Here is a 24848-nt window from a genome sequence, read left to right as displayed (position 1 = left end):
TCATACTGAGGAAAGGGTTCGTTGACCCTTCTGCTCCATTGTCCGGCCGAAAAAGAAAAGGTCACAGTGGAGATTGGCATGTCTTTGGCTGCCAGCGTCGAACCGGGTGTCGTGCGTCGTTATGCCAGCGATCAGATCGTTACCCTCGCCAAACTTGTCGTTGAAAATGCGTTTCAGCCGATTGTCGAAGCCGGTACCGGCACGGTCTTCGGTTATGAATCCCTCATGCGCGGGCAGGAGCGTATCGGCTTCGAAACGCCGATCGAAATCCTCGATGAAGCCCATGAAACCGGCCAGCTCCTGCAGCTCGAGCAGATGGTCGCGAACCGCGCGCTCGCCAAATTCGCAACGCTCTCGAACTTCGCGACGGCCACGCTTTTCCTCAATCTTGACGTTCGCCTCATCCCGCATGGCAATCGTCTTGTCGAAAGCCTGCTGCTGCAGCTGAAAACGGCCAATATCCCGCCGTCCTCCGTCTGTTTCGAGTTCTCCGAGCGCTTCGACAATACCAGCGTACCCGAATTCGCCGATCTCGTCTCGCGCCTGCGCAAGGCCGGTTTCAAGCTGGCGATCGACGACTTCGGCGTCGGTCATGGCGAGATGAAGCTGCTCTGCGACTATTCCGTCGACTACCTGAAGATCGACCGCCATTTCGTCGCCGATATCGACCGCAGCCCACGCAAGCGCCACCTGCTGAAGAGCATTGTCAACATGGCCCACGTGCTCGGCACCCGGGTGATCGCCGAGGGCATCGAGACGGAAGCCGAATTCATTGTCTGCCGCGATTATGGCGTGGACCTCGTGCAGGGTTGGTTCATCTCGCGCCCGTCCACACATCTCTCCGAGCTCGTGCCTGCCTTCCCGCACCTGCAGGAACTTGGCAAGAACAAAGGCAACAGCCAGTCGCTCGACGAAATCCTCATCCGCAAGCAGATCGAAATGCTGCCGACCGTCTATGAGAGCGATGCCATCGATACGGTCTTCGAGCTCTTCCGCCGCAATCCGCGCCAGGCCTATTTCCCTGTTCTCAATGCCAATGGCGAGCCGCGCGGCATCATTCACGAGCACCACCTCAAGGAATATATCTATCAGCCCTTCGGCCGCGACCTTCTGAAGAACAAGGACTATGAGCGCACCATCTCGCATTTCGTCGAGCGTGCGCCGATCGTCGGCCTCGACAGCGATGCTGATCAGCTCATGGTGATCTTCGCCAATATGGAAGGCAGCAACTGCCTGATCCTCACCGACAACATGCGCTATGCCGGCGTCGTCTCCGCCGCTTCGCTGATCAAGGTCATCAATGAGAAGCAGCTGAAGACGGCACAGGACCAGAATCCGCTGACCGGCTTGCCGGGCAACCGCGCCATCCGCGATTTCATGCGCCATTCCGGCCGAGACGGCGATGAAGTGCGCCATTTCTGCTATTGCGACTTCGACAATTTCAAGCCCTTCAACGATGCCTACGGCTTTCATCTCGGCGACCATGCGATCTCGCTCTTTGCCGCACTGATGCGCCGCTACTTCTTTGCCGAGCGTCACTTCCTCGGCCATGTCGGCGGCGACGATTTCTTCATCGGCGTCGTCGGCTGGACGAAGGAGGAACTGACGGAAATCCTCGATCGTCTCATCAGCGATTTCCACGATGACGTGCTCGATCTCTATTCGGATGAGGACCGCGCCGCCGGCCGTATCCACGGTCACGATCGCGCCGGCGCGGAAGCCTTCTTCCCGCTGATGCGCTGCTCGATCGGCGTTCTCGAACTGCCGGAAGGTCTCGTCATCGACGATATCAATCGCGTCAGCGCCGAGATCGCCCAGGTGAAGTCGAGCGCCAAGGAGAGCGACGAGGGCCTCATATTCCATACGTTAGGCGAGGCGAATTGACGCCTCTGGCACTTCCGGCCTTCCCAAGTCCCAGACCCTGAATTATCTCCAATGCTTCGGAATAGGGAGAGCCGGGTCATGTCGTTGCCGTCGCATATGCGTTTTGTCGATCTGCCGTCTTTCGGCGGGCCGGAGGCGATGGTCATTGCAAACGGACCGGTGCCGGTGCCCTCGGAAGGCCAGATCCTCGTCCGTACCGAGGCGGTCGGCGTCAACCGTCCCGACATTTCCCAGCGCCAGGGCAGCTATCCGCCGCCAAAGGATGCAAGTCCCATTCTCGGCCTGGAACTCGCGGGCGAGGTGGTCGCGATCGGCCCCGGCGTGACCGGTTATTCGCTGGGCGACAAAGTCTGCGGCCTCGCCAATGGCGGCGCCTATGCGGAGTACTGCCTTCTGCCGGCCGGCCAGGCTCTGCCTTTCCCCAGGGGTTATGATGCGGTGAGGGCAGCGGCTCTTCCGGAGACTTTTTTCACCGTCTGGGCAAACCTCTTCCAGATGGCCGGCCTGACGGAGGGCGAGAAAGTGCTGATCCATGGCGGCTCCAGCGGCATCGGCACGACCGCGATCCAGCTCGCCAAGGCTTTCGGCGCCGAGGTGTATGCGACCGCCGGCTCGAAGGAAAAGTGCGAAGCCTGCGAGAAGCTCGGCGCCAAGCGCGCCATCAACTACCGGGAAGAGGATTTCGCCGCCGTCATCAGGCAAGAGACCGGCCAGGGCGTCGATATCGTCCTCGACATGATCGGTGCGGCCTATTTCGAGAAGAACATTGCCTCTCTGGCGAAGGACGGCTGCCTCTCGATCATCGCATTTCTGCAGGGCGCGGTCGCCGAAAAGGTCAACCTGACCCCGATCATGGTCAAGCGCCTGACGGTGACCGGCTCCACCATGCGCCCGCGCACGGCGGAGGAGAAGCGGGCGATCCGTGACGATCTCTTGTCCGAGGTCTGGTCGCTTCTGGAAGCCGGAACGGTCGCGCCCGTCATCTATGAGACCTTTGCCTTTGAAGACGTGGTAGCTGCTCATCGGCTGATGGAAAGCAGCAACCACATCGGCAAGATCATGCTGAAACTCGGCTAAAGCGCGTACGTCCGTTCGGACGCACAAAACACGCTCTAACTCCTTGAATTTACGTATCAGGCTTTCCGAAAATCGATTCCGATTTTCGGGCCGATGCTGTAAGCGACAGCGCCGCGCCGACGGCGATCAGCCCCGGCAAGGCCATGATCAGATAGAGCCAGCCTGCAGCTGAAAGCGCGCCCGCAATACCGCCTGGGTCGACCAGTCCCGCGCCGTTGGCGATGACGCCGGCAAAGGCCGCTCCGAAGGCGCTGCCGAGCGAGCTCATCGTCGGAATGGCCGCCGAAGCCTTGTCCTGCTCGCTGTCGGCCACCAGCTTCAGCACCTTGGCGACGAGATGCGCCCAGCCGAGGCCGACACCAAAACCCATCATGAACATGGCGACTGCTGCCGGTCCGAGGATGATAAGATGTGCTTCAGGGTTCTCCCGGGCAAGGAAGACGGCAAGCACGGCTGTCGCTGCGGCTTCGGTTGCACAGCCCGCAACGATCGCGGCGTTGGCTTTCCTGCCGGAGAAGGAGCCGCTGAAGAAGGCGGCCACCGTCCAGCCGAGGGCGACGAGAGCCACCAGATAGCCTGAAATCAGCGGCGTTATCCCGTGCAGAACCTGCAGGAAATAGGGAATGAAGATATCGCTGACGAGAACGAAGTTGAGGCCGATCATTGTCAGATAGACCCGTGATATCGGCTGGCTCAGCGTCACCGCGCCTGATGGCAGCAGCCGATTGTTTCCCTTGCGTTCCAAAACGAGCATGACGCCGACGGCGACGACCGAAACGGCGATCAGCCCGATCTTTACTGTCGTCATCTCGGTTGTCCCTGCGGTGCTGACCAGCAGCACTGCCCCAAGCAGCAGGCAGATCTGCGCGACAGGCATCTTTGCCTGTTCGCGGTCGTCCTCGGCCTGCGGCAAAAGCCGCGGCGCCAACGCCGCCATCAACACGCTGAGCGGGACGAGCACGGCAAAGGCGTAGCGCCAGGCGCCGTCATGCGCGAAGAAGCCGCCAAGCGTCGGGCCAATGACGGTCGACACCCCCCAGATCGCCGCATAGAGCGTCGACGCCTTGGGCCAGAGCGGTTCGGGATAGACGAAGCGGATGAAGGCGTAACAGAGGGCGGCGAGCGCACCGGTGCCGAAACCCTGCACCGTTCGGCCGATCAGCACAACAGGCATCGAGGGGGCTGCAGCGCAAAGCAGGCTGCCGACGCCGAAGATCACAGCCGCGATCACGTAGACACTGCGCAGCCCGATATTCCTCGGCCGCATCGCCATGAAGATTGAACCCAGTATGGTCGCGGCGATATAAAGCGTCGTCACCAGCGAGAACAGTTCCAGCCCGCCGATATCGCGCACGATGCTCGGCGCGATCGTTGCTGTGATGTAGCTTTCCACGGCAGAGATCGTCATGCCGCCGCCAAGCATCAGTGTCGCCGGCAGAAGCGTGGGAGAAAACAGCTGGAAGACGGAAGTGGGCGAGCCTGATGGTTCCAAGGCGGTCTCGGACATGATGAATCCTTGCGTTTTTCCTGACCCGTGATTATTTTCCAAGCTATGAATTGGAAAATTGCATGAGCACCGGATTAAAACAAGAGATGACTTGGAAAATATGCGCCAATCCCCTGTCAATCGTATCCTGATCCTGTTGAAGACAGAAGGGCCGCAGCTTGCCGCTGCTGTCGGCGATGCGCTCGGCATTTCCGGCGAAGCCGCTCGCCAGCAGCTTGCAAAGATGGCGGAGGAGGGGCTGGTGGAGCCCGTCAGCGTTCCCGCCAGGGGCAGGGGGCGTCCGAGCCAGCTCTGGCATCTGACAGCGGAGGGTAACAGGCATTTCCCCGACGGCCACGCCGAGCTGACGGCGACATTGCTGACAACAGTTGTTCAGCAGCTCGGCCCCGCAGCGCTCGATGCCGTCATAACTGCCCGCGAAAATGAAACGCTGCAGCGCTATCGCGACGAACTCGCAGACAGGCCGGATCTTGCTGCCCGCGTGGAAGGCCTCGCTGCCATCCGCAGCCGCGAGGGCTACATGGCCGATAGCTGGCAGGAGGACGATGGATCATTGATGCTCGTCGAAAACCATTGTCCGATCTGTGCTGCGGCGACGGCCTGCGCCGGCTTCTGCCGTTCCGAGCTCGAAACCTTCCGCAGCGTACTCTCGGCCGAGGTCGAGCGCAGCGAACACATCCTGCTTGGCGCGCGCCGTTGCGCCTATCGCATTACTCCAAGGTAATTTGGGCCAGCTGGCGCATGCGGCTACCGCTTTCCAGATAGAGCAGGATCACAATGGTGACGATGCCGACAACGGCGCCGACGAAAGCCGTGCCGGAATAGTCCGTCACCGCCGTTCCGAGTGCAAAAAGGCCCGCGGCAACGCCAATGCCGATAAAGGTGTTGAGCGAGATCAGCGAGCTGCCGAGGCCCGGCCGATCGGCGATAAGATCCTGCAGATAGGTGATCGGCAGGCTGAGGATGGCAGCAGCTCCGCAGGCGTTGAGACCGAGCAGCGCATAGAGCTGCCAGGGTGCGGTGGCAAAGCCGAGCAGCACCAGATAGAGGCAGTAAAGCACTGAGCCGGAAGCCAATACATGCACGGTGCGGAAACGTCGCTGTACAAGCCCCCACATCATCATGAAGGGCATTTCGAGAAAAGCCGTCAGACCCGAGAGAAAGCCGACATCGACGACGCTGCCGCCGATCTTATGCACGACGATGAGCGGCGACACCATGCCGTTCAGCCGCTGCAGGCCGAGCAGCAGGGACATGACGAAGACGCGGATGAAAACATCGGGCGCAAAGACGCGCTTCAGTGAAGCGAAGAAGCCCGGTTGGTTGGGGATCGTCTCGCGCACCGGGCCATTGCCGGGCGCAAAGAAGAAATAGAGGCAGAAGCAGATGAGGCTCGCCACCGCCGCCACCCCATAAGCCGGCGTCATCGATGGCGAGGTGACCAGAGCAAGCCCGACCAGTCCCGGCGCTACCGCCCAGGAACCGGAATAGAGCGCGCGCACTGTCGAGGTGATGGCGACCGCTTCACTGCGGACCAGTTGGTTGGTGCGCGCCCTGACACTGGCAAAGAGCAGCGAATAGGTGGAATTGCTCATCGGCACGAGGAAGAGCACCGAGAAGATGAAGATGGCAGGGCTATGAATGAGGGCGATCGATCCGAAGCCGATCATGCCGGCAATGGAAAGCGCAAGCACCAGCGGCCGTCTTTCCGTCAGCCTGTCCGACCATATGCCGAGCGTTAGGCTGATCGCGACATTGACGACGGCAGCAAAGAAGACCAGCGCCGAATAGGCGCCGTCACTCATGCCGAGTTCGCTGATGCCGATAATCGACTGGTAGGGAACCGTGGAGGCATAGGTGAAGGCGAGCGCCACCAGCGTGACGGTTGGAATGCGGATGCGGCTGTCGCGGATAATGGAAGAAAATGAGGATGGCATGAGTATGAGTCCTGACACACAACCTTTAGCCCCATCGCGCCTGCACGGAAAACGATAGTTTGCCGCAGCCGTCGTCACTTCGTGTGATGGCTGTTTAGATGCTGTGATCGGCCGGCATGTGGCGCAAATTCCATTGGCTTTCAGAGAGCGAGAGGCTATGCCTGCAGTCTCCTTGCCCACAATCCGGATTCTTGCCCATGCCCAATCCCGTCCTCGTCGAAGTCACCAGGGGCTCGCTTGTCGAAAGCCGTCACAGCGGTTCGGTTGCGGTCGTGGATGGCGATGGCCGTGTCGCCTTTTCGCTTGGCGATATCGCGGCAAATGTCTTCCCGCGCTCGGCCTGCAAGGCGATGCAGGCGTTGCCGCTGGTCGAAAGCGGCGCGGCGGATGCCTACGGCTTCGGCAACAAGGAGTTGGCGCTCGCCTGCTCCTCGCATAGCGGCGAGGATGAACATGTGGCGCTTGCCGCCTCTATGCTCTCGCGTGCCGGCCGTGACGTGGAGGCGCTAGAATGTGGCGCGCACTGGTCCTCGGACCAGAAGACGTTGATCCATCAGGCGCGCACGCTGGAGAAGCCGACCGCGCTTCACAACAATTGCTCCGGCAAACATTCCGGCTTCGTTTGCGTCTGCTGCCATCAGGGCATCGATAGCAAGGGTTATGTCGGCTACGACCATCCGCTGCAGCAGCAGATCCGCGACGCCATGGAGAACCTGACAGGCGCCGCACTCGGTCATGACGTCTGCGGCACCGATGGCTGCTCCATTCCGACCTATGCCGTGCCACTGAAGGCACTCGCTCATGGCTTTGCGAAGATGGCGACCGGTAATGGCCTCGGCCCGGAACGCGCGAAAGCTTCCCGCCGGCTCATCGAAGCCTGCATGGCCGAACCCTTCTATGTGGCCGGCACCGGCCGCGCCTGCACCGAGCTGATGCAGATCGCCCCCGGACAGATCTTTTGCAAGACCGGCGCGGAAGGCGTCTTCTGCGCTGCCATGCCGGAACAGGGAATCGCGATCGCATTGAAGTGTGATGACGGCACCACCCGCGCTGCCGAAGCCATGGTTGCGGCGACACTTGCCCGCTACTTCGAAAAGGGCGGCAAGGAACATGCTGCGCTGACCGCTCTGGCAAATAAATCGATGCACAACTGGAACGGCATCCATGTCGGCGATATCCGCGTGACAGATGCCTTTACCTGATCGTTGCCCCGATCTCTGCCCCAAATCCCTGCATTGTTAAATATATAAGTTATAAAAAAATAAGAATTACCTAATATAGATGAAGGCACGTCCGGCGGTCGGACATGCCTGTCGCCGCGACGGAGCGCGTGAATACGGTTCCTCCTGATCTGCGAGGGCAGAACATGTTCGCAGGCCGCTATTTGTGGTGGATGCTGACGGGCATCACCCTCCTGATGTTCTTTACGCTCTGCTTCGATTACTTCACCTGGCTTGCGGTCCAGCTCTCCAATTGTGTGGAAATGGCCGGCTCCTGCATGCCGGTGGTGCAATTCATGGCCGGTACGCTGAAAACGGCGGGCGTCTGGATTGCAATCGGGATTCTGTTTGGCGCTGCGCTGCTGCGGCTGAGCTACCTTTCGCTGCTGCGGCTTTGGGGGCTGCCGATAGTCCTGTGGTTTCTGGCCTCCATGCCCTTCCTGCTGTTCGTCGCGACCGGCGAACGCCTGCAATGGGCCGCGATATCTGAAGCGCTTCCGCTGGCTTTCCTGTTTCTCGCCTCCTTGCTTGCCTATCTTGCCATTCCCTTCGAGGACGATGACACCAGGCCCTTCGGCGCTTCGACGGTCCTGCGCGGCATTGTCTACGCGGCAGCCTTCTATGGCGTTCTCGCCGCTGTCACTGAAATGAACTGGCTTTCGTCGATGGTGGCTAAGCTTCTAGGCATGCCGGCGCTTGCGGCCATCGTTGCGAATGTCCAGCCACGCTTGCAGGAGGCGCTGACGCTTGGGCTCGGCAATGTCCTGCCCGGCATCTTCGCACTTGTGGTTTTCATCGCCGCGCTGGTCCTCAGCCTGCTGCCGCCGGGCCTTGTTCCTCCGCTCCGCCGAAAGCGGATCAGGCTGCGGCAATTGCGACATTGAGTTCGATGTAAGGCTGAAGCCGTTCCGCCGGCATTTCTGCGGGCACGATCAGTCCCGCCACTTCGCTTATGGCAAGCACTGTGCAGGGTGAAACGAGATCGAATTTCTCCGCCGTCAGCAGCACATGCGTCTCCGCCGAACATCGGGCGATATGCCGCTTGATTGCCGCCTCCTCGAAATCCCCGGTCGAAAATCCGTGCACGGGATGGACGGCCGTCACGCCGAGGAAGAAGAGATCCGGCCGCAAAGCGGAGATTGCAGCCATTGCGACCGCGCCTGTCGCCACCATGGAATGCTTGTAGAGCCTGCCGCCGCAGAGGATCACCTCGGCCGTCGGGTGATGCTCCAGCTCGGCGGCAATCGTCGGGCTGTGGGTGGCGATTGTGAAGGCAATGTCGCGCGGCAGGTGACGGGCAATTTCTGCCGTGGTCGTGCCGCCGTCGAGAAATACCATCTGCCCGGCCTTAACCATCTGCGCTGCCCTCGCGCCGAGCCGCGCCTTGACGTCGGAAGCGACGTCGCGACGGGCCGTGAAGTCGGGCAGGTCGGGGGCAATGGGCAAGGCGCCGCCGTGCACGCGCTTCAACAGCCCTTCCGCCGCCATTTCGCGGAGGTCGCGGCGGATCGTGTCTTCCGAAAGTTCGAAATCCTCCGCCACGCGCTTGGCGATGACCTGCCCGTCGCGGCGCAGGATGTCGAGAATGAGGGCCTTGCGTTGGCTGGTCAGCATGAATACTCCTGCATGATAATTCACGAAATATCGTGAATATGCACGAATTGACTCGACATTCAAGAAATATCGTGCATTTTCGCGAAATCCCGTGCATGAGGCCGGGAGTTGATGGAGTAGATCATGTTGATTTTGATTGCCGGGCCCTACAGGTCTGGAACGGGCGATGAGCCGACAAAGATGGCTGCCAATCTCAAGCGCCTTGAGGAGCCGTCGCACGCGCTCTTCAAAGCGGGCCATGTACCGATGATCGGTGAATGGGTGGCCTTGCCGGTCTGGCATGCCGCCGGCGGCAGGTCGGTGGGTGACGATCTCTACGAGGAAATCTTCCACCCCGTCGCCGGCCGCCTGCTGCAGCTTTGCGAGGGCGTGCTGCGTCTGCCGGGCGACTCCAAGGGTGCCGATAATGACGTGCGCATTGCGACCGAGCGCGGCATTCCGGTCTGGTACCGGCTGGAGGACGTGCCGGGTTGCGCCTGAGGGGTGCCAAGCCACGCGAAAGATGAAACCCCGTCTTTCGCAGGCCATGAAGCTCGCGCTATAAGGCTCCCCGAAAGGGGAGTCTCACCATGCTCACACTTTATTTCGCACCGGGAACCTGCGCTCTTGCAAGCCTGATCGCTCTTGAGGAATCCGGCCTTTCCTTCGATACGAAGAAGGTCAATATCCGCGAGAGCGAGCAGCGCTCGGAGGCCTACCTGAAGATCAATCCGAAGGGACGCGTTCCGGCGCTGGTAACCGATCGCGGCGTGCTGACGGAAACAACGGCGATCCTCGCCTATATCGCTCAGATGGCGTCGGCGGCCCAGCTTGCCCCGCTCGACGATCCCTTCGAGTTTGCCCGGCTGCAGGCTTTCAACGGATATATCTCTTCCACCGTGCATGTGAACCATGCCCACCGTCCGCGCGGCTCCCGCTGGGCCGATGATGAAGCTGCGCTGGAATCCATGAAGGCCAAGGTGCCGCAGACCATGGGGGAAAGCTTCGAGCTGATCGAGGCGACCATGTTCAAGGGGCCGTGGGTGATGGGTGACAGCTATACGGTCGCTGATCCCTATCTCTTCGTCATGACCGGCTGGCTGCCATCCGATGGCGTCGATCCCACGCGCTTCCCCAGGGTCAGCGAGCATCACGCTCGCATGCTGGAGCGCCCGGCTGTGCAGCGAGCATTGGCACGCGAAAAAGCCTAAGCGCGGTAGGCGGATATCAGCTTCTTCGGCGCCCGGTACGTCCAGGCGTCGATCAGCCGCTGCTTGAGTTCATCATCGCCAACAGCGGCGATGCGGACCGGCAGATGCGGCCAGCCGACATAATGGTTCGTCTGAAAATAGATGTCGGGCGCCATCGTCAGCAGGTGTTCCTTGTGGTCGATCGGGATCGAGATGACCACCGTTTCGTCGTCCTTGACCGCGACGAAACTTTTGCCCCCGACCTTCAGCGCCAGATTGCCATAGGATGTACTTTCCTGGATGCCGGGCAAGCCGGCTTCCTTCGCCAGCCGCTTCAACCGTGCTAGAATGCCGTCTACGCTCTCCGTCATCTTATCCGCCCTGAGTGTTCCCCGGCGGAAAACCTATCATACATTCAGGCGCATTTCTCTAGTTGTCGTTGTAGAGGACGTTTTGGCGCCGGTACTGGCAGAGGCAGGTCCGCAAGCTCCCTCTGTGACATGGAGGCGATGTCGGGATGATCGAGAACATCTTCGTCTCTACCATATTCGCCTTGCGAAACCCCGGCGGCAGGGCTTGGTTGGTTTAAGAAAAACTTCAGCAGTGACATCTTGCTCTCGCTTTCTGAGGGCTCGGCCCGCTTTTGGCGCAAGGGATTTCTATTCTCCCGGGGCTTGGTTGCCCACTGCGCTATGAAGATCAGCGCCTTATGATGCCAATATCGGCGGCGAACGCTTGCTTTTCAATTGAGATTACCGGTTTCCTGCTGTAGGAAAACTATATGAGAAATCTCAACTCCGTGCATCTCAACGGCCTTCGCGCGCTGGAAGCCGTCGGCCGGCTTGGCTCGCTTCAGGCGGCGGCGGATGAACTTGGCGTCTCCGTCGGCGCCGTCAGTCAGCAGGTCATCAAGGCCGAAGCCCAGCTTGGTCGGCTGCTCTTCGAGCGCACGCCGAAGGGCATGCTGGCAACGGAAGCAGGCGCTCCCGTTCTTGCCGCCCTGAACGAAGGCTTCCTCCGTCTTGCGGAAGCTGTCTCGATGGCGCAGCGCAAGGACGAATGCATCCTGACAATTTCGGTAGCACCCGTTCTCGCCGCCCGCTGGCTGGTCTGCCGGCTGGACCGTTTCATGGAGCGCCACCCGGAAATCAACCTGCGTCTCGATGCGACGACCAAACTCGTCAATCTGGCCGCCTCCGATATCGATGTCGCGATCCGTGTCGGCAAGGGCCAATGGCCGGGCGTGAAGGTCGAGCATCTCCTGGAGCAGGTGGTGTTTCCCGTCTGCTCTCCTGAGATGGCCGCGAAGCTGAAGGAGCCGGCCGATATCCTGAAGCTCCCGGCTGTCATCGATGCCCATGCCATGTTCACATGGGATGTCTGGATGCAGGCAGCGGGGCTCTCAGGCGCTCCGCCTGCCGTGCGCCACAGCTTTAACGATGCGTCGCTTTGCCTCGATGCGGCGATTGCCGGGCAGGGCGTGATGCTCGCCTGGCAGACGCTTGCGGGCTTTTCGTTGCAGGAAGGCCGGCTGGTGGCGCCCTTCGGCATCCGCGCCAATACCGGCGACGGCTACTATTTCGTGACAGCGGAAGGCAGCCGCGAGCCGAAGAAGGTGCGCGACTTCAAGGCCTGGATCCGCGAGGAAATGGCAGAAACCGCCGCGATCTTCGCCTGATCGTCAGACCTCGATCGGTTCCAGCGAGCGCTTGCGCTGCATTTCCAGATAGGTCGGGCGCGATTGGCAGCGTTTGATCCAGGCATCGATATTCGGATGCGCGTCGAAAAGCGCAGTTTCGCTCTGGGCGTAGCGCAGCACCTCCGCGATGTTGAGGTCTACGACAGTGAAGCGCCCGCCGACGATCCAGTCCTTGCCGTCGAGATGCTTTTCGAGGGCCGCAAGCGGCCGCTTCATCGTGCGGCAGGCGACATCGATCACCGCGCGCCCCACTTCGGTGTTTTCCTTGCCGTCATCATAGGTCGAGACGATCTTGCCGGTGTTGCCGTCGAGCTCGGAAACCGCCCAGATCGTCCACATCGTCATAAAACCGTCTTCTTCGACGGTTTTGCCGCCGAGCTCGCCACCATACTTGCGCGCGAGATAGAGGTTGATCGCCAGAGACTCGTTCAGCACGAGCTCGCCATCCTTGATGGCTGGGATCAGCGCCATCGGATTAAGCGCAAGGAATTCCGGCGAGAGCGTGTTGACAGGCGCATCCGGCGAAAGCGGGTTCGCAAGTCGCTTGGCCTGCAGCACCGGTACCGACTGGAATTCGATCCCCAGTTCCTCGGCCATCCAGTAAACGCGCGCGGAGCGCGAGCGATAAACCCCGTAGATTGTCAACATGGCATGTCCCCTTCCGTTTCACGCCGACCCTAAAGCCAGCGCCGGACTGAAGAAAGCACCTGCGGATGATATGTCGATGAAAGCTTTTGATAGCGCTCAGGAAATCCGGTTGCGGCCGACGGTCAACTGGCCGTAGCGGGAGCTATCGTCCGCAAGCTCATCCGAGACCTGCTTCTCCCATTCGAAACCCAGTACAGCGCCCTTGCCCATCTCCTGGAAGATGTTGTCGGTGATGACGGCCGAACCTGCGCCTTCAGCAACCGAGACCGCGCAGCCGACCGGGGACTTGCGCACGACATTGCCGTTGACGACGACGTTGCGCAGGTAAGGCCCCCAGCCGATCTGCAGCCCCCAGCGCGGCGCATCTTCGATGACATTGCCTGACACCAGCGAATCGGCCTCCGCCGCAATACCGATGCCGAAACCGACCTCGTGTTTGTAAGGCCCTTTGAGCGTCAGGTTGCGGATGACGTTGCCCGTCACACTTGCCAGCCGGCCGCCCTGGTCGAAATTGGCAATCGATATGCCGTTCGCCGCCCCGTCGATCACGTTGCCTGACACGACCGCGCCGACGAATTCGAACTCCACATAGATGGCCGTCTCGCCCGAGCGGTGGCACTGGTTGTTGCTGATCAGGATGTTGGAGCCGGAATTGGCACGAACCGCGGTAAAGGCGCAGTCGGAGATCTGGTTGTTTGTCACCGTTACGCCGTCGGCGCGGAAGATATTGATGCCGTTGCCGTTTTCGCCGGTGCCGCCATCATTGGCGCGGATATTGGAAACGCGGTTGCCGGAAACGATCGTGCCATCCTCGGCCTTTTTCCAGCGATGCACCAGAATGCCGCCATTGCCGCAGTCCGAAACCGTATTGCCTGATATCGAAAGCCCCGCAGATTCCACGGCATAAATGCCGGACTGCCCTGCGCCGGAGATCTTGCTGCGCTCGATCCGCCCGCCGCAGCGCTCGAGCTGCAGCGCGTGCTTGCGGCTGCCGACGATTTCACAATTGTCGATCAGCACCTCACCGACACCGGTGAACTGGACAAGGGCACCCGCATAGTCCGCAAGCCAATGGTTCGATCCGTCGATCACGAGGTTGGAAAGCTCGATACGGCCGACATTGTCAGCTGCAAAGAGGTGGCCTTCACCGGTATAGACGATCCGTGTCGCACCGGGCACGCCTGATATGCGCGTATTGTCCGGCAATGTCAGGTTGGAAATGCGATAAGTGCCAGGCGGCAGAAAGACCGGCACGTTCTCACGCGCCGCTTTCTCGATCATCTGCTGCAGGTTGCGGTTTTTCTTGTCGCCGCTTTCGGGAATGGCGCGGTACTGCACCGCATCGATCGAGCCGCGCATGTCGGGCTGCTCCGCACTGAGCGGAGCCGCAAAAGCGCGCGGCGCCGTCATGGCCGCTGCGGAGGCCGCCAGCACGCCAAGTATATCCCGTCGGGAGACTTTGCTGAAATCCTTCTTCATAGCGGTGTCCACGCAGGATTCATGCCAGCAGAAATGCCTCTTTTCGACACATACCCGCAGAAAAAGAAGAACCATCGGTCGAGTAGCAAACGCAACCTCTCGAATATTGTCGTCTTGTTCACCTTTCCATTTAAACACCCCGAAGGAAATACTCGCTATTTTAGAAAGCGGTTTCAATTATGACTATTGTGGACAGGCCTGCGGTTACCGGGAGAGAACAGCGTCATGAATGGAATGGGGGTCCGACGTTGGGAATCTGGTGATAACTTCAGTGCCGAGACACAACGTATCGTAGCTGCCACGGAGGCAATGATGGCGGCGACTGCCCATCATCTTTCCGAAGGCATTGAGAACCTCCGCCTCAAGGCTATCGTCCACGAGCTTCCCGATTTTCTTTACGTCAAGGACCGCGACGGCCGCTTCGTCTTCGCCAATGCTGTCATGGCGCGCAGCCACGGGCTGGAGAACGCTGCGGAGATCGCCGGCAAGCGTGACTTCGACCTGTTCGATTTTGAGACGGCCCGCCGGTATTTCGATGTCGAGCAGGAGATCATGTCGGGTGGAGAGCCCCGCATCGACATGGAAGAACTCGTGCCGCAGCCGGATGGCGGCATCATGTGCCGCCTGACCTCCAAGATACCGCTGCGCAACGATCGCGGCGAGGTCGTCGGCCTCATCGGTGTGTCCCGCGATATTACCGAGCGCAAGCGGCAGGAGGAGCTCTATCGAGGCCAGGCGAACCTTCTGGAAATGATCGCCCGCAACGAACCGCTGCCGATGATCCTCGAGGCGCTGGTGCTGATGATCGAGCGCCAGATGACCGGCATTTCCGGCTCCGTGCTGCTGCTCGACAGCGAGGGCACGCGGCTTTACCACGGCGCGGCGCCCAATTTGCCCGGCGCCTACAGCCGCATGATCGACGGCGTTGCCATCGGCCCGAAGGTGGGCTCCTGTGGCACGGCAGCCTGGCGTGGTGAAACCATCATCGTCGAGGACGTCATGGCCGATCCGCTCTGGGAGGATTTCCGGGCGATGGTCAGCCAGTTCGGCTTCCGCTCCTGCTGGTCTACGCCGATCTGCACCTCGCAGAAGAATGTGCTCGGCACCTTCGCGCTTTATTCGAAAGAGACGCGACGCCCGACTGAACACGAGATGAAGCTGGTGGCGCTCGCCACCCATATCGCCGGCATCGCCATCGAGCGTAAGCGCGTCGATGACCGCATCCATTTCATGGCCCATCACGACGATCTTACGGGCCTGCCGAACCGCGCCTTCCTGAAGGAGCGCATGGCGAAGATCCTCGATCAGGCCCGGCGCAACAACCGCAAGGTCACGGTCGCCTATATCGATCTCGATAATTTCAAGGAGATCAACGACACGAGCGGCCACGCCGCCGGTGACGAGGTGCTCAAGGAGACCGCTGCCCGCATGGCGAACTGCGTGCGCGCCTCTGATATGGTCGTGCGGCTCGGCGGCGACGAATTCCTCGTCGTGCTCGTCCACCAGTCCGGCCACGATGCCGGCATCATGCGGCGCCTGCGTGACCTGCAGAAGGCGATTTCCAAGCCAGTGCGCTCCGGGGTCACTGAGATCGCCGTCACCTCGAGCATCGGCATTGCAGCCTTCCCGTGGGATGGTGCGACGCCTGAAGAGTTGCTCGCCAATGCCGACCGCGCCATGTACCGTGCCAAGCAGCTCGGCCGGAACACGCTGCAATATCACGACGGCGTCGTCAGCAGTTCCGTCGACCTCCCGCTCAGCGAACAGGAGGAACTGCGCCAGGCGATCGTCGCCAACCAGCTTTTCCTGCTCTACCAGCCGCAGGTGGATGTCGCCACCGGCCGCATCACTGGCCTGGAAGCCCTGGTGCGCTGGAACCACCCGACGAAGGGCGTGATACCGCCCGTCAATTTCATTCCCCTTGCGGAAGAAACCGGTCTCATCGTGCCGCTCGGCCTCTGGGTGTTGAATGAGGCCTGTCGCCAGGCTCGTGCTTGGCAGGACATGGGCCTGACGCCACTGACCATTGCCGTCAATGTCTCGCCCAAGCAGTTTGCCGATCCGGATTTCGCCTCCCACGTCGCCGAAGCGATCGATAGCCATAGGCTCGATGCGCGCTGGCTGGAGCTGGAGGTGACCGAAAGCGTCATCATGCATGATGCCGCCCGTGCGCTCGCCATCATGCTGTCGCTGCGTGCGCTCGGCCTCCGCCTGTCGATCGATGATTTCGGTTCCGGCTATTCCTCGCTTGCCGCACTGAAAACCTTTCCTTTCGACAGGTTGAAGATGGACCGCTCATTGGTCGAGGCATTGCCTGCGGATAAGACCGCCGTCGCCATTGCGTCCGCCGTCATTTCGCTCGCCCAGACTTTGAAGCTCTCGGTGCTCGCCGAAGGGGTGGAAACCGATGCGCAGCTGGAATTCCTGCGCCATGCCAGATGCGAGGAGGCGCAGGGCTATCGCTTCTCGAGGCCTGTCGCGCCGGAAGAGATCGTCGTCATGCTGCTGGCGCGAGGCGCCTGATCACTTCACCAGATCGGCGATTGTCTCGATCTCGTTCGTCCATATGCCGCCTGAATAATTGGCGGGCAGTTGTGCGAAGCGTTCGGCATTGTCGATGCCGGTCGAGAAGCCGCCGCCGTGATAGGGGCCGATGACGAAGACCTGCGTATTTGCGTCCTGCATGCGGTTGAGGAACCTGTCCGGCCAGCCCCACAGCCATGGCGCATAATTGATCGGAACCAGCATCATCACATTCTTGCAATCATCAGGCAGAATGCCCGTCCAACCGTAGCCGATATAGCCGGTGAGGCAGCCCATCAGGCTGGCGCGTGAAGCCGTGCGGATATCGGGCGCCAGCTGCCGGATCCGGTCGATCGGCTCGTTGCCGCCATAGACGATGATCTTCGCGCGCCGTTCAGCCGGCAGGCCGTTCAGCACGACCGCGAGCTTTTCGCCTTCCGAGGGATCGCGGCTTTTGACGTTAATGAGCAGATGTTTGTCTGGAAAGGTGGAAAACACCTCATCCAGGGTTGGCATCAGGCCGATGCCTTTGCCGCGGAAGGGGAAACTCTTGCCACCGTCGGCGGTATAGCCGTAACCGATGTCGAGCAGCTTCATCTCGGTCATCGAGTGTTGGCGCGTGACGCCATGCCCGTCCGTGCGGCAATCGAGCGTCCAATCGTGGAAGACGGCGAACCGCCCGTCGGTTGTCGGATGCACGTCGACCTCCACCACATCGGCACCTGCATCGAATCCCGCCCGCATGGAGCGGATCGTATTCTCCAAAAAATCATGCTTCGCTGGCAGCATGCGCGTGGCCGTGCAGGTATCGTTCTTCAGATCCGTCTCGTCGAAACGCTGGGCGATGCCGCGATGCGCCAGAAGCAGAGGTTTGCCCTTCCGTTGTTCGGCTAAAAAGCTGGTATTGTTGAGATAAATTGCGGCGGCAAAGGCGAGAACCGCCACGCCTGCATATGTGAGCTTCCGTCCCATCATCCCCTCCGGTCGTACCTCGGCAAATGGCTAGAAAGCGATTCCGGTGGTTCTTTGGCTCATTTGGGGCTTTTGTGGGTTAAGGCTCGCCTTCACGTTGCAGAAACCCTATGTTGACCCCGCAAAACAGGGAGGTAGCGATGGCGGCGATTGCACTTTTTCATTCGGTCTATGGATTTCGGTCTCTTGAACGAAGTGCCGCGGAACTTCTGCGCGCAACGGGCCATCAGGTCGTAACGCCCGATCTCTACGGAGGCAGGGTAGGGCAGACGCTTGAGGAAGGGTTCTCCATTCGCAAGGAGATTGGCTGGGCCGAACTTTGCAGGCGCGCCGAAAAGGCGGTCGCCGACTTGCCGGCATCCGCCGTCCTCGGCGGCTTCTCCATGGGCGCAGGCATCGCCGCAAGCCTCTGGCCGGGCCGACCGCAAGCGACCGGCATTCTCTTGCTGCACGGTATCGCAGACATTCCGGCCAATGCGCGCGAAGGCATTCCTCTGCAGGTCCATCTGGCAGAGCCCGACGAGTTCGCGCCGGCGGACGAGATGGCGGCGTGGCGTGCGCATGCTGCGAGAGCCAATATCAGCCCGGAGGTCTTCCTCTATCCCGGCGTCGGTCATCTCTATACCGATCAGTCGCTGCCTGACTACGATGCAAAGGCGGCGGAGGCCACCTGGAGCCGCGTCGACGCTTTCCTCGCCGCGCTCTGAACCGGTCAGGGACCGTTCACCAGCTTCAGGATGAGCTGCTGGATGTTGCCACCCTCGCTCATTTCCACGCGGTCGAAATCCCGGCCGCGCTGGCGTTGCTTGTTGGAGAGCTCCCCGAGCCGCACCGTCAGTTCAGGCCTGATTTTCTTGCAGCCGGGGTCATCGGGCACGGAGAAGCCGTTGCTCAGCGTCTCGATCTCCTTGACCATTTCGATGATCGTCTGGCCATGCCAGCGCTCATGCGTGCGCACACCTGATATGAAGCTTTCCCAGCTTGCCTTGGTGGCCGCCGACAGGTCGCTCGGCGCTTTCGGCAGCGTGTAGATGATGGTGAGCTTCGGTCTCGCGAAGGTGAGTGTGCAGGCGCCGCCCTGTTGCTCGTATTTGCGCGTCCAGGTCAGCTTGAAGGTCGTATGCGCGATCACCCGCCCCGGGCCGGCCTGCGGTCCGCGTTCGCCGATGGAGCGGTAAAGTTCCATGCCGGTGCGGCCGCTGATTGCGTAAGCCTTTACTTCTTCACTCGGCTGCCAGTCGGTTGCCGAGGCGGCGGCGGGCGGCATCAGCCCGAGCGCCAGTAGTCCAAATCCGAAAACAGTCCGCATGCGCCCCATTCGCTTCCTTGCTGCAGCGCGGGCGAAGCTAGCGAGCCTGACGGGATGATGCAATGAAGGAAAAGACGTGTCTCGCCATCCCTCTGGCGCAAAACGCAATTCCCACTATCTTTGCTGCCATGAGACCTGATGCGCTCCTCTATCCTGCCCCCGAAGGGCTCTATTGCCCGGAAGGCGGCTTTTATGTCGATCCGGTGCGGCCGGTGAAGCGGGCGTTGATCACCCACGGCCATTCCGATCATGCCCGTCCGGGCCATGCGAATGTGCTCGCCACCCGCCAGACGCTCGACATCATGCGCATCCGCTACGGCGACGGCTTCTCAGCCAGCGAACAGTCGGTCGCTTTCGGGGAGGAACTCGTCGTCAATGGCGTGAAGGTGAGCTTCCATCCCGCCGGCCATGTGCTCGGTTCGGCCCAGATCGCCATCGAGAAGAATGGTACACGCATCGTCGTGTCAGGCGATTACAAGCGCCGCCCGGACCCGACCTGCGAGCCCTATGTGCCGGTGCCCTGCGATGTCTTCATCACCGAGGCGACCTTCGGCCTTCCGGTCTTCCACCATCCCGATCCGATCGACGAGATGGGCAAGCTGCTTGCCTCCTTGCGCCAGTTTCCCGAACGCACGCATCTGGTCGGCGCCTATGCGCTCGGCAAGGCGCAGCGCGTCATCCGCCTGCTGCGCGATACCGGCTACGGCGAGCCGATCTATATCCACGGCGCCATGGAACGGCTCTGCGATTATTACATCAGCCAGGGCATCGATCTCGGCGAATTGCTGCCGGCCACCATCGAAAGCCGCGACAAATCCGCTTTCAAGGGCGCCGTCGTCGTCGGCCCGTCTTCGGCTTTCGCCGACCGCTGGGCGCGCCGCTTCAACGATCCGCTGCCGTCCTTCGCCTCCGGCTGGATGATGGTGCGCCAGCGCGCCAAGCAGCTCGGCGTTGAACTGCCGCTCGTCATTTCCGATCATTGCGACTGGCCGGAACTGACCGAGACGATCACCGAGCTTGGCCCCCAGGAGGTCTGGGTTACCCACGGCCGCGAGGAGGCGCTGGTGCGCTGGTGCGAGTTGCAGGGCATCAAGGCCAAGCCGCTGCATCTGGTGGGTTATGAGGACGAGGGGGATTGAAGCATGAAAGCCTTCGCCGACCTCCTAGACCGCTTGGTCCTCACCCCCAGCCGCAACGGCAAACTGAAGCTCCTGACCGACTATTTCCGCGACACACCGGACCCCGATCGCGGTTACGGCCTTGCTGCGATTGCCGGCACGCTGGAGGTGCGCAACGTCAAGCCCGCCATGCTGCGCGAACTGGTTCTGGAGCGCATGGACGAAGTGCTCTTCCGATATTCCTACGACTATGTCGGCGACCTCGCCGAAACCATCTCGCTGGTCTGGGACAATGAGCGCGATATCGACCGCTCTGCACTCGCCCAGCCGCGTCTTGGCGAAGTCGTCGTCAGGATGAATTCGCTTGGCCGCACCGAGGTGCGCAGCTTCGTGCGCGACCTGCTCGACCGTTTGGATTCTTCCGGCCGCTTCGCCTTCATCAAACTCGCGACCGGGGCGCTGCGTATCGGCGTGTCTGCGCGCCTTGCCAAGCAGGCACTCGCCGATCTCGGCGGCAAGGACGTCACCGAGATCGAAACCCTCTGGCACGGCCTGCAGCCGCCCTATGAATCGCTCTTCAAATGGCTGGAGGGCGGCGAGGAAAAGCCGGTGCTTGCAACGCCTGCCATCTTCCATTCCGTCATGCTCGCCAATCCGGTGGAGGAGGGTGATCTTGATAGCCTCGACCCCGCCAATTATGCCGCCGAGTGGAAATGGGACGGCATCCGCGTCCAGCTCTCCCGCTCCGGCGAGACGCGCAGGATCTACTCCCGTTCCGGCGACGACATCTCAGGGGCCTTTCCGGATATCCTGGAATCGATCAGCTTTTCCGGCGTCATCGACGGCGAACTTCTGGTCGGCGGCACGGCGCGTTCGAATAATCCGACCCGCACCTTCTCCGACCTGCAGCAGCGCCTGAACCGCAAGACGGTGACGTCAAGGATGCTGGAGGAATATCCGGCTTTCATCCGCGCCTACGACATGCTTTTCGACGGCGAGCAGGACGTGCGCGGCAAGAACTATATCGAGCGTCGCGATCGGCTCTCGGAAATCATCGACCGCGCCCCGCATGACCGCTTCGACCTCTCGCCTCTGGTGCCTTTCTCCACCTGGGAGCAACTGGACGATCTGCGCGCCGCCCCGCCCGATCCTGTCATCGAAGGCGTGATGATCAAGCGCCGCGACAGCATCTATCAGGCCGGCCGCATGAAGGGGCCGTGGTTCAAGTGGAAGCGCCATCCCTACAATGTCGATGCGGTGCTGATGTATGCCCAGCGCGGCCACGGCAAGCGCTCCAGCTATTATTCGGATTTCACCTTCGGCGTCTGGGCGGATGACGAGGATGGCGAACAGCTCGTCCCCGTCGGCAAGGCCTATTTCGGCTTCACCGATGCCGAGCTCGAAGTGCTGGACAAGTTCGTACGTAACAACACGACCGAGCGCTTCGGCCCGGTCAGGGCAGTGCGCGCGGATAAGGAGTTCGGCTTCGTCGTGGAGGTCGCCTTCGAGGGAATCAATCGCTCCACTCGCCACAAGTCGGGTGTCGCCATGCGCTTTCCACGCATCGCGAGATTGCGCCCCGACAAGCCCTCCTACGAGGCCGATCGCCTGCGCACGCTCATCGCTATGATCGACGCCAAGGCGGGTTGACGATATCTGCCTGCGCAAAAATGACGCAGGCCCCCGGTTTTCAACAGCATGTGTATTGGCGGCAACGCTCTTCCGGTGCAGATTTTTTGAGCCGGGGAAATGATGGGTGACGCGTATGAGCTCGCAAGAACGAAATGCCTTTTTCCGTCAACGCCGCGGCCTGCTTGCAGGCATGGCAGGCTCTCTTTTGCTGCCTCGCCTTGCGAATGCCTTCGATGTTCCCGAAGTTCCGAGGCTCGCCAAACATGACTATGCCGGTGTCCGTCATCACTTCCGCACCAAGCTGCTGCAGAAAGGGCCGGCGCCGGACAAATACGAGCCGCTGACAGCACCCGCCGATGCTGACCGGATCTTCTATCGTTCCGGCTATGGCGGTGAGCTGGAACTGACGGCCTGGGTGTCCAAATACAAGCGCGAGAGTAAGCCAAAGCCCGGCATCCTCTTCCTTCACGGCGGCAATGCCATGGGCATGGGCCACTGGCAGCTCATGAAGCCCTACATCGATGCCGGTTATGTGGTGATGATGCCGTCCGTGCGTGGCGAAAACGGCCAGATGGGCAATTTCTCAGGCTTCTATGACGAGGTGGACGACGTGCTCGCCGCGACCGAGCGCCTGCGCCATCTGCCGGGCGTCGATCCCGGGCGCCTCTTCATCGCGGGTCACAGCGTCGGCGGCACGCTGACGATGCTGACGGCCATGAGTACACATCATTTTCGGGCGGCCGTGCCGATTTCAGGTAACGCAGATGCCTTCCGTTTCTTCAACCGCTATCCTGAAGACATTCGCTTCGACGATTCGAACGCGCATGAGTTCGAGGTGCGCACGGCGCTTTGCTATGCACATAGCTTCAAGTGTCCGGTGAGGGTGCTGCACGGCACCGAAGAATCGCATTTCAACGACCGGGCCGATCTGCTCGTCTCGCGTGCTCGCGCGGCAGGCACTCATATCGAGGCGGATACGGTTGACGGCAACCATACCTCGGCGCTGCCGGCGGAAATCGCACAAAGCATCCAGTTCTTCCATGGCGTCGCGGCCTGACAGCCGCCGGATGCAGGTCCGGCAAAGGCCTGCATCCACTGCTTACGGGGCCGTTCCGCCCTCTGCCACCAGCCTCGCGCCAGCCGCGAATGCCATCCTGCGAGCAGATATGCTGTCTCGACGATCGCTGATGAGGATGGTTTCATGAATTTTCTGCGCCGGGCTTTCCCGTTTGCCGGGCTCGCGGCTGCTGCAATGACGCTCAGCGGCTGCAACATTCTGGTTCCGGATGTCGCGGCCGATTCCCCTGCGCGCTTCGTGCAGGAAATCTCGCCCGTCTTTTACGAGCCGCCGGGCGTCGATCCGCGCCGCGTCAAGCCGATCCCCGATCAGCCGGTGCCGCAGACGCGCGAACTCTACAAAACGCAGTTCCACCAGACTTACGGTCTGCCGGTCAGTAACCCGCTGAACCTGGATATGGGCATGTATGGCCAGTTGAAGGATGGCGACTTCACGCTGCCTGCAATCCCCGCCACTCGCATCCATCCGGAATATCTGCGCCAGGAGGTTGATTACCAGACCAACGAGCGCCCGGGCACGATCGTCGTCGATACCAAGGATCGCTTCCTCTATTTCGTCGAAGGCAACGGCAAGGCGATGCGCTACGGTGTTGGTCTCGGCCGCGAGGGCTTTGCCTGGAAGGGCCGCGGCGTTATCCAGTGGAAGCAGAAGTGGCCGCGCTGGACACCGCCGGTCGAGATGGTTTCCCGCCAGCCGGAAGTTCGTCCCTTCTCTGCGGAAAATGGCGGCATGAATCCGGGTCTTGCAAATCCGCTCGGCGCCCGCGCCATGTATATTTTCAAGAACGGCCAGGACACGCTTTATCGCATTCATGGCACGCCCGACTGGCAGTCGATCGGCAAGGCGGTTTCCTCCGGCTGCGTCCGCATGCTCAATCAGGATGTCGTCGATCTTTACGACCGCGTGCCGGCCAAGTCCGAGATCGTTGTGATGTAGGGCTGCAACAGGCAGGCGAGATCGTCTGCCTGGAGCTGGACACGTCTGCGTGATGCTATGGTTTATTTAGTATAAGCCGATAGATTTTTTCCTACTGCATAATTCCTTAAATCGGAATCGCTTTAAGGATAAAATTATGCAGCAGTTTAAAGTGCTACAGCGTCCTTTGCGCGTCTGAAGACGCGCTGCGCTGTAGTCGATTTCGGCATTGGACGAATCAGGGGTGAGCTGCGTTTATGGCAAGCCCCGCATCACGAAGGAAATCAGTCCCGCGTCATGAGCCTCGATAACCCTCTCTCCCGTCGTAGCTTTCTTTCCTTTTCGGCTTTGACAGCGGCTTCCGCGCTGGCAGGCTGTGCCTCCACTTCGAATACGGTCGAAAATGGCGGCATGTCGATCAGCTACCGTTCGCCCTTCCGCGCGTTCCAGACGACGAGCGCGCCCGGCGAAGCAGAACTTGCCGTCATGTACGGCCCAATCGAAGATGGCGGTTTCCTCATCCCCGCCGTTCCCTACCAGCAGATCGATCCGCGCTATTATCGCCAGCAGGTCGTGGATCCCACGGGCCAGCCGCCCGGCACCATCGTCGTCGATACGCCCTCGCGCTTCCTCTATCTCGTCCAGCCCGGCGGCATGGCGATGCGTTACGGCGTCGGCATCGGCCGCGAAGGTTTCGCCTGGTCAGGTAACGGCGTGATCCAGTGGAAGCAGAAATGGCCGCGCTGGAAGCCGCCGAATGAGATGGTTGCCCGCCAGCCGGAGCTTGCGAAATATTCGATCGACCGCGGCGGCATGGAGCCAGGCCTCCTGAACCCGCTCGGTGCGCGCGCGCTCTACATCTTCTCGAACAACGAAGATACGCTCTACCGCCTGCACGGCAATCCGGAATGGCGCTCCATCGGCAAGGCCGTCTCGTCGGGCTGCGTGCGCCTGCTCAACCAGGACATCATCGACCTCTACGATCGCGTCCCGAACAAAACCCCGATCGTTGTTTGGCAGTGAGGAACGGTCGGGCGAAGCCCGAGCAATCGATCCAGTGAATCGAT

Annotated in this window: 23 protein-coding genes; 15 read left to right on the top strand and 8 right to left on the bottom strand. The window is 60.9% G+C overall.

Features of this window, described 5'->3' with window-relative positions; all coding sequences use genetic code 11:
• Positions 1 to 78: 78 nt before the first annotated feature.
• Entirely contained in the window at positions 79 to 1884 is a 1806-nt protein-coding gene (locus PMI11_RS16050) for a GGDEF domain-containing protein (RefSeq protein ID WP_007818862.1), read from the top strand.
• 78 nt (positions 1885 to 1962) lie between these two features.
• Positions 1963 to 2961 (top strand): NAD(P)H-quinone oxidoreductase, encoded by a 999-nt coding sequence (locus PMI11_RS16045; protein ID WP_007818861.1) that lies wholly within the window; start codon positions 1963 to 1965, stop codon positions 2959 to 2961.
• 49 nt (positions 2962 to 3010) lie between these two features.
• On the opposite strand, the gene PMI11_RS16040 is transcribed toward PMI11_RS16045, so the two are convergent.
• Positions 3011 to 4468 carry an MFS transporter gene (locus PMI11_RS16040; RefSeq protein WP_007818852.1) on the bottom strand — a complete coding sequence of 486 codons (1458 nt, stop codon included), beginning with the start codon at positions 4466 to 4468 and terminating at the stop codon, positions 3011 to 3013.
• Between the two features lie 100 nt (positions 4469 to 4568).
• Here PMI11_RS16040 and PMI11_RS16035 point away from each other — a divergent pair, with 100 nt between their 5' ends.
• A complete protein-coding gene (locus PMI11_RS16035) occupies positions 4569 to 5192 on the top strand; it encodes a helix-turn-helix transcriptional regulator (protein WP_007818851.1) in 624 nt (207 codons plus the stop codon).
• Here PMI11_RS16035 and PMI11_RS16030 read toward each other — a convergent pair.
• Complete coding sequence (locus PMI11_RS16030) at positions 5179 to 6405, bottom strand: MFS transporter (RefSeq protein ID WP_007818850.1); 1227 nt, start codon at positions 6403 to 6405, stop codon at positions 5179 to 5181. The two genes, PMI11_RS16035 and PMI11_RS16030, sit on opposite strands and share 14 nt — an antisense overlap.
• A 197-nt stretch (positions 6406 to 6602) precedes the next feature.
• Between PMI11_RS16030 and PMI11_RS16025 the strand changes: the two genes are divergently transcribed.
• The gene (locus tag PMI11_RS16025; RefSeq protein ID WP_007818848.1) at positions 6603 to 7607 is read left to right on the top strand and encodes an asparaginase; all 1005 of its coding nucleotides are present in this window, start codon (positions 6603 to 6605) and stop codon (positions 7605 to 7607) included.
• 104 nt (positions 7608 to 7711) lie between these two features.
• Entirely contained in the window at positions 7712 to 8509 is a 798-nt protein-coding gene (locus PMI11_RS16020; RefSeq protein WP_348257841.1) for a hypothetical protein, read from the top strand.
• On the opposite strand, the gene PMI11_RS16015 is transcribed toward PMI11_RS16020, so the two are convergent.
• Positions 8484 to 9239 carry a DeoR/GlpR family DNA-binding transcription regulator gene (locus PMI11_RS16015; protein WP_007818844.1) on the bottom strand — a complete coding sequence of 252 codons (756 nt, stop codon included), beginning with the start codon at positions 9237 to 9239 and terminating at the stop codon, positions 8484 to 8486. The genes PMI11_RS16020 and PMI11_RS16015 overlap by 26 nt on opposite strands.
• Before the next feature lie 123 nt (positions 9240 to 9362).
• Here PMI11_RS16015 and PMI11_RS16010 point away from each other — a divergent pair, with 123 nt between their 5' ends.
• A complete protein-coding gene (locus PMI11_RS16010) occupies positions 9363 to 9719 on the top strand; it encodes a hypothetical protein (RefSeq protein WP_007818842.1) in 357 nt (118 codons plus the stop codon).
• Positions 9720 to 9808: 89 nt separating this feature from the next.
• Positions 9809 to 10429 carry a glutathione S-transferase family protein gene (locus tag PMI11_RS16005; RefSeq protein ID WP_007818840.1) on the top strand — a complete coding sequence of 207 codons (621 nt, stop codon included), beginning with the start codon at positions 9809 to 9811 and terminating at the stop codon, positions 10427 to 10429.
• Here PMI11_RS16005 and PMI11_RS16000 read toward each other — a convergent pair.
• Positions 10426 to 10779: an MmcQ/YjbR family DNA-binding protein gene (locus tag PMI11_RS16000; RefSeq protein ID WP_007818838.1), complete on the bottom strand. Its 354-nt coding sequence runs from the start codon at positions 10777 to 10779 to the stop codon at positions 10426 to 10428. The two genes, PMI11_RS16005 and PMI11_RS16000, sit on opposite strands and share 4 nt — an antisense overlap.
• A gap of 410 nt (positions 10780 to 11189) precedes the next feature.
• Here PMI11_RS16000 and PMI11_RS15995 point away from each other — a divergent pair, with 410 nt between their 5' ends.
• Complete coding sequence (locus tag PMI11_RS15995) at positions 11190 to 12086, top strand: LysR substrate-binding domain-containing protein (RefSeq protein ID WP_007818836.1); 897 nt, start codon at positions 11190 to 11192, stop codon at positions 12084 to 12086.
• A gap of 3 nt (positions 12087 to 12089) precedes the next feature.
• Here the strand turns inward: PMI11_RS15995 and PMI11_RS15990 are convergent, their stop codons facing one another.
• Together PMI11_RS15990 and PMI11_RS15985 are read right to left on the bottom strand one after the other, a co-directional pair.
• On the bottom strand, positions 12090 to 12755 hold the full coding sequence (locus PMI11_RS15990; RefSeq protein WP_007818834.1) for a glutathione S-transferase family protein: 666 nt from the start codon (positions 12753 to 12755) through the stop codon (positions 12090 to 12092).
• Between the two features lie 96 nt (positions 12756 to 12851).
• Positions 12852 to 14234: a TIGR03808 family TAT-translocated repetitive protein gene (locus PMI11_RS15985; protein ID WP_007818833.1), complete on the bottom strand. Its 1383-nt coding sequence runs from the start codon at positions 14232 to 14234 to the stop codon at positions 12852 to 12854.
• Positions 14235 to 14459: 225 nt separating this feature from the next.
• Between PMI11_RS15985 and PMI11_RS15980 the strand changes: the two genes are divergently transcribed.
• A complete protein-coding gene (locus tag PMI11_RS15980; RefSeq protein ID WP_037071509.1) occupies positions 14460 to 16757 on the top strand; it encodes a putative bifunctional diguanylate cyclase/phosphodiesterase in 2298 nt (765 codons plus the stop codon).
• Here the strand turns inward: PMI11_RS15980 and PMI11_RS15975 are convergent, their stop codons facing one another.
• Complete coding sequence (locus PMI11_RS15975) at positions 16758 to 17729, bottom strand: glycerophosphodiester phosphodiesterase family protein (protein ID WP_007818831.1); 972 nt, start codon at positions 17727 to 17729, stop codon at positions 16758 to 16760.
• 110 nt (positions 17730 to 17839) lie between these two features.
• On the opposite strand from PMI11_RS15975, the gene PMI11_RS15970 reads away from it, so the two are divergent.
• A complete protein-coding gene (locus PMI11_RS15970; protein WP_081493254.1) occupies positions 17840 to 18436 on the top strand; it encodes a dienelactone hydrolase family protein in 597 nt (198 codons plus the stop codon).
• 5 nt (positions 18437 to 18441) lie between these two features.
• Here PMI11_RS15970 and PMI11_RS15965 read toward each other — a convergent pair whose 3' ends face one another.
• On the bottom strand, positions 18442 to 19038 hold the full coding sequence (locus tag PMI11_RS15965) for a DUF922 domain-containing Zn-dependent protease (RefSeq protein ID WP_037071517.1): 597 nt from the start codon (positions 19036 to 19038) through the stop codon (positions 18442 to 18444).
• A 128-nt stretch (positions 19039 to 19166) separates the two neighbouring features.
• On the opposite strand from PMI11_RS15965, the gene PMI11_RS15960 reads away from it, so the two are divergent.
• From PMI11_RS15960 to PMI11_RS15940, 5 genes are all read left to right on the top strand, one after another.
• Positions 19167 to 20177: a ligase-associated DNA damage response exonuclease gene (locus tag PMI11_RS15960; protein ID WP_037071515.1), complete on the top strand. Its 1011-nt coding sequence runs from the start codon at positions 19167 to 19169 to the stop codon at positions 20175 to 20177.
• A gap of 3 nt (positions 20178 to 20180) precedes the next feature.
• Positions 20181 to 21806 carry a cisplatin damage response ATP-dependent DNA ligase gene (locus tag PMI11_RS15955; protein WP_007818824.1) on the top strand — a complete coding sequence of 542 codons (1626 nt, stop codon included), beginning with the start codon at positions 20181 to 20183 and terminating at the stop codon, positions 21804 to 21806.
• 115 nt (positions 21807 to 21921) lie between these two features.
• Complete coding sequence (locus tag PMI11_RS15950) at positions 21922 to 22845, top strand: alpha/beta hydrolase family protein (RefSeq protein ID WP_037071507.1); 924 nt, start codon at positions 21922 to 21924, stop codon at positions 22843 to 22845.
• A 144-nt stretch (positions 22846 to 22989) separates the two neighbouring features.
• Complete coding sequence (locus PMI11_RS15945) at positions 22990 to 23802, top strand: L,D-transpeptidase (RefSeq protein ID WP_007818820.1); 813 nt, start codon at positions 22990 to 22992, stop codon at positions 23800 to 23802.
• Positions 23803 to 24078: 276 nt separating this feature from the next.
• Positions 24079 to 24804: a L,D-transpeptidase gene (locus tag PMI11_RS15940; protein WP_007818818.1), complete on the top strand. Its 726-nt coding sequence runs from the start codon at positions 24079 to 24081 to the stop codon at positions 24802 to 24804.
• Positions 24805 to 24848: the final 44 nt, after the last annotated feature.

It is taken from the genome of Rhizobium sp. CF142 (genome assembly GCF_000281145.1).
GTDB lineage: Bacteria > Pseudomonadota > Alphaproteobacteria > Rhizobiales > Rhizobiaceae > Rhizobium.
The sequence above is the reverse complement of the archived record's forward strand: the minus strand, read 5'-3'. Positions and strand labels throughout refer to the sequence as shown.

Excerpts from the sequence above, each read along its gene's own strand:
- PMI11_RS16015 (WP_007818844.1), bottom strand. The coding sequence starts at position 9,239 with ATGCTGACCAGCCAACGCAAGGCCCTCATTCTCGACATCCTGCGCCGC.
- PMI11_RS15970 (WP_081493254.1), top strand. The coding sequence starts at position 17,840 with ATGTTGACCCCGCAAAACAGGGAGGTAGCGATGGCGGCGATTGCACTT.
- PMI11_RS16045 (WP_007818861.1), top strand. The coding sequence starts at position 1,963 with ATGTCGTTGCCGTCGCATATGCGTTTTGTCGATCTGCCGTCTTTCGGC.
- PMI11_RS16005 (WP_007818840.1), top strand. The coding sequence starts at position 9,809 with ATGCTCACACTTTATTTCGCACCGGGAACCTGCGCTCTTGCAAGCCTG.
- PMI11_RS16020 (WP_348257841.1), top strand. The coding sequence starts at position 7,712 with ATGCCTGTCGCCGCGACGGAGCGCGTGAATACGGTTCCTCCTGATCTG.
- PMI11_RS15945 (WP_007818820.1), top strand. The coding sequence starts at position 22,990 with ATGAATTTTCTGCGCCGGGCTTTCCCGTTTGCCGGGCTCGCGGCTGCT.
- PMI11_RS15955 (WP_007818824.1), top strand. The coding sequence starts at position 20,181 with ATGAAAGCCTTCGCCGACCTCCTAGACCGCTTGGTCCTCACCCCCAGC.
- PMI11_RS16000 (WP_007818838.1), bottom strand. The coding sequence starts at position 10,779 with ATGACGGAGAGCGTAGACGGCATTCTAGCACGGTTGAAGCGGCTGGCG.
- PMI11_RS16025 (WP_007818848.1), top strand. The coding sequence starts at position 6,603 with ATGCCCAATCCCGTCCTCGTCGAAGTCACCAGGGGCTCGCTTGTCGAA.
- PMI11_RS16040 (WP_007818852.1), bottom strand. The coding sequence starts at position 4,468 with ATGTCCGAGACCGCCTTGGAACCATCAGGCTCGCCCACTTCCGTCTTC.
- PMI11_RS15940 (WP_007818818.1), top strand. The coding sequence starts at position 24,079 with ATGAGCCTCGATAACCCTCTCTCCCGTCGTAGCTTTCTTTCCTTTTCG.
- PMI11_RS15980 (WP_037071509.1), top strand. The coding sequence starts at position 14,460 with ATGAATGGAATGGGGGTCCGACGTTGGGAATCTGGTGATAACTTCAGT.
- PMI11_RS16035 (WP_007818851.1), top strand. The coding sequence starts at position 4,569 with ATGCGCCAATCCCCTGTCAATCGTATCCTGATCCTGTTGAAGACAGAA.
- PMI11_RS15990 (WP_007818834.1), bottom strand. The coding sequence starts at position 12,755 with ATGTTGACAATCTACGGGGTTTATCGCTCGCGCTCCGCGCGCGTTTAC.
- PMI11_RS15985 (WP_007818833.1), bottom strand. The coding sequence starts at position 14,234 with ATGAAGAAGGATTTCAGCAAAGTCTCCCGACGGGATATACTTGGCGTG.
- PMI11_RS15995 (WP_007818836.1), top strand. The coding sequence starts at position 11,190 with ATGAGAAATCTCAACTCCGTGCATCTCAACGGCCTTCGCGCGCTGGAA.
- PMI11_RS16030 (WP_007818850.1), bottom strand. The coding sequence starts at position 6,405 with ATGCCATCCTCATTTTCTTCCATTATCCGCGACAGCCGCATCCGCATT.
- PMI11_RS16010 (WP_007818842.1), top strand. The coding sequence starts at position 9,363 with ATGTTGATTTTGATTGCCGGGCCCTACAGGTCTGGAACGGGCGATGAG.
- PMI11_RS15950 (WP_037071507.1), top strand. The coding sequence starts at position 21,922 with ATGAGCTCGCAAGAACGAAATGCCTTTTTCCGTCAACGCCGCGGCCTG.
- PMI11_RS16050 (WP_007818862.1), top strand. The coding sequence starts at position 79 with ATGTCTTTGGCTGCCAGCGTCGAACCGGGTGTCGTGCGTCGTTATGCC.
- PMI11_RS15960 (WP_037071515.1), top strand. The coding sequence starts at position 19,167 with ATGAGACCTGATGCGCTCCTCTATCCTGCCCCCGAAGGGCTCTATTGC.
- PMI11_RS15975 (WP_007818831.1), bottom strand. The coding sequence starts at position 17,729 with ATGGGACGGAAGCTCACATATGCAGGCGTGGCGGTTCTCGCCTTTGCC.
- PMI11_RS15965 (WP_037071517.1), bottom strand. The coding sequence starts at position 19,038 with ATGCGGACTGTTTTCGGATTTGGACTACTGGCGCTCGGGCTGATGCCG.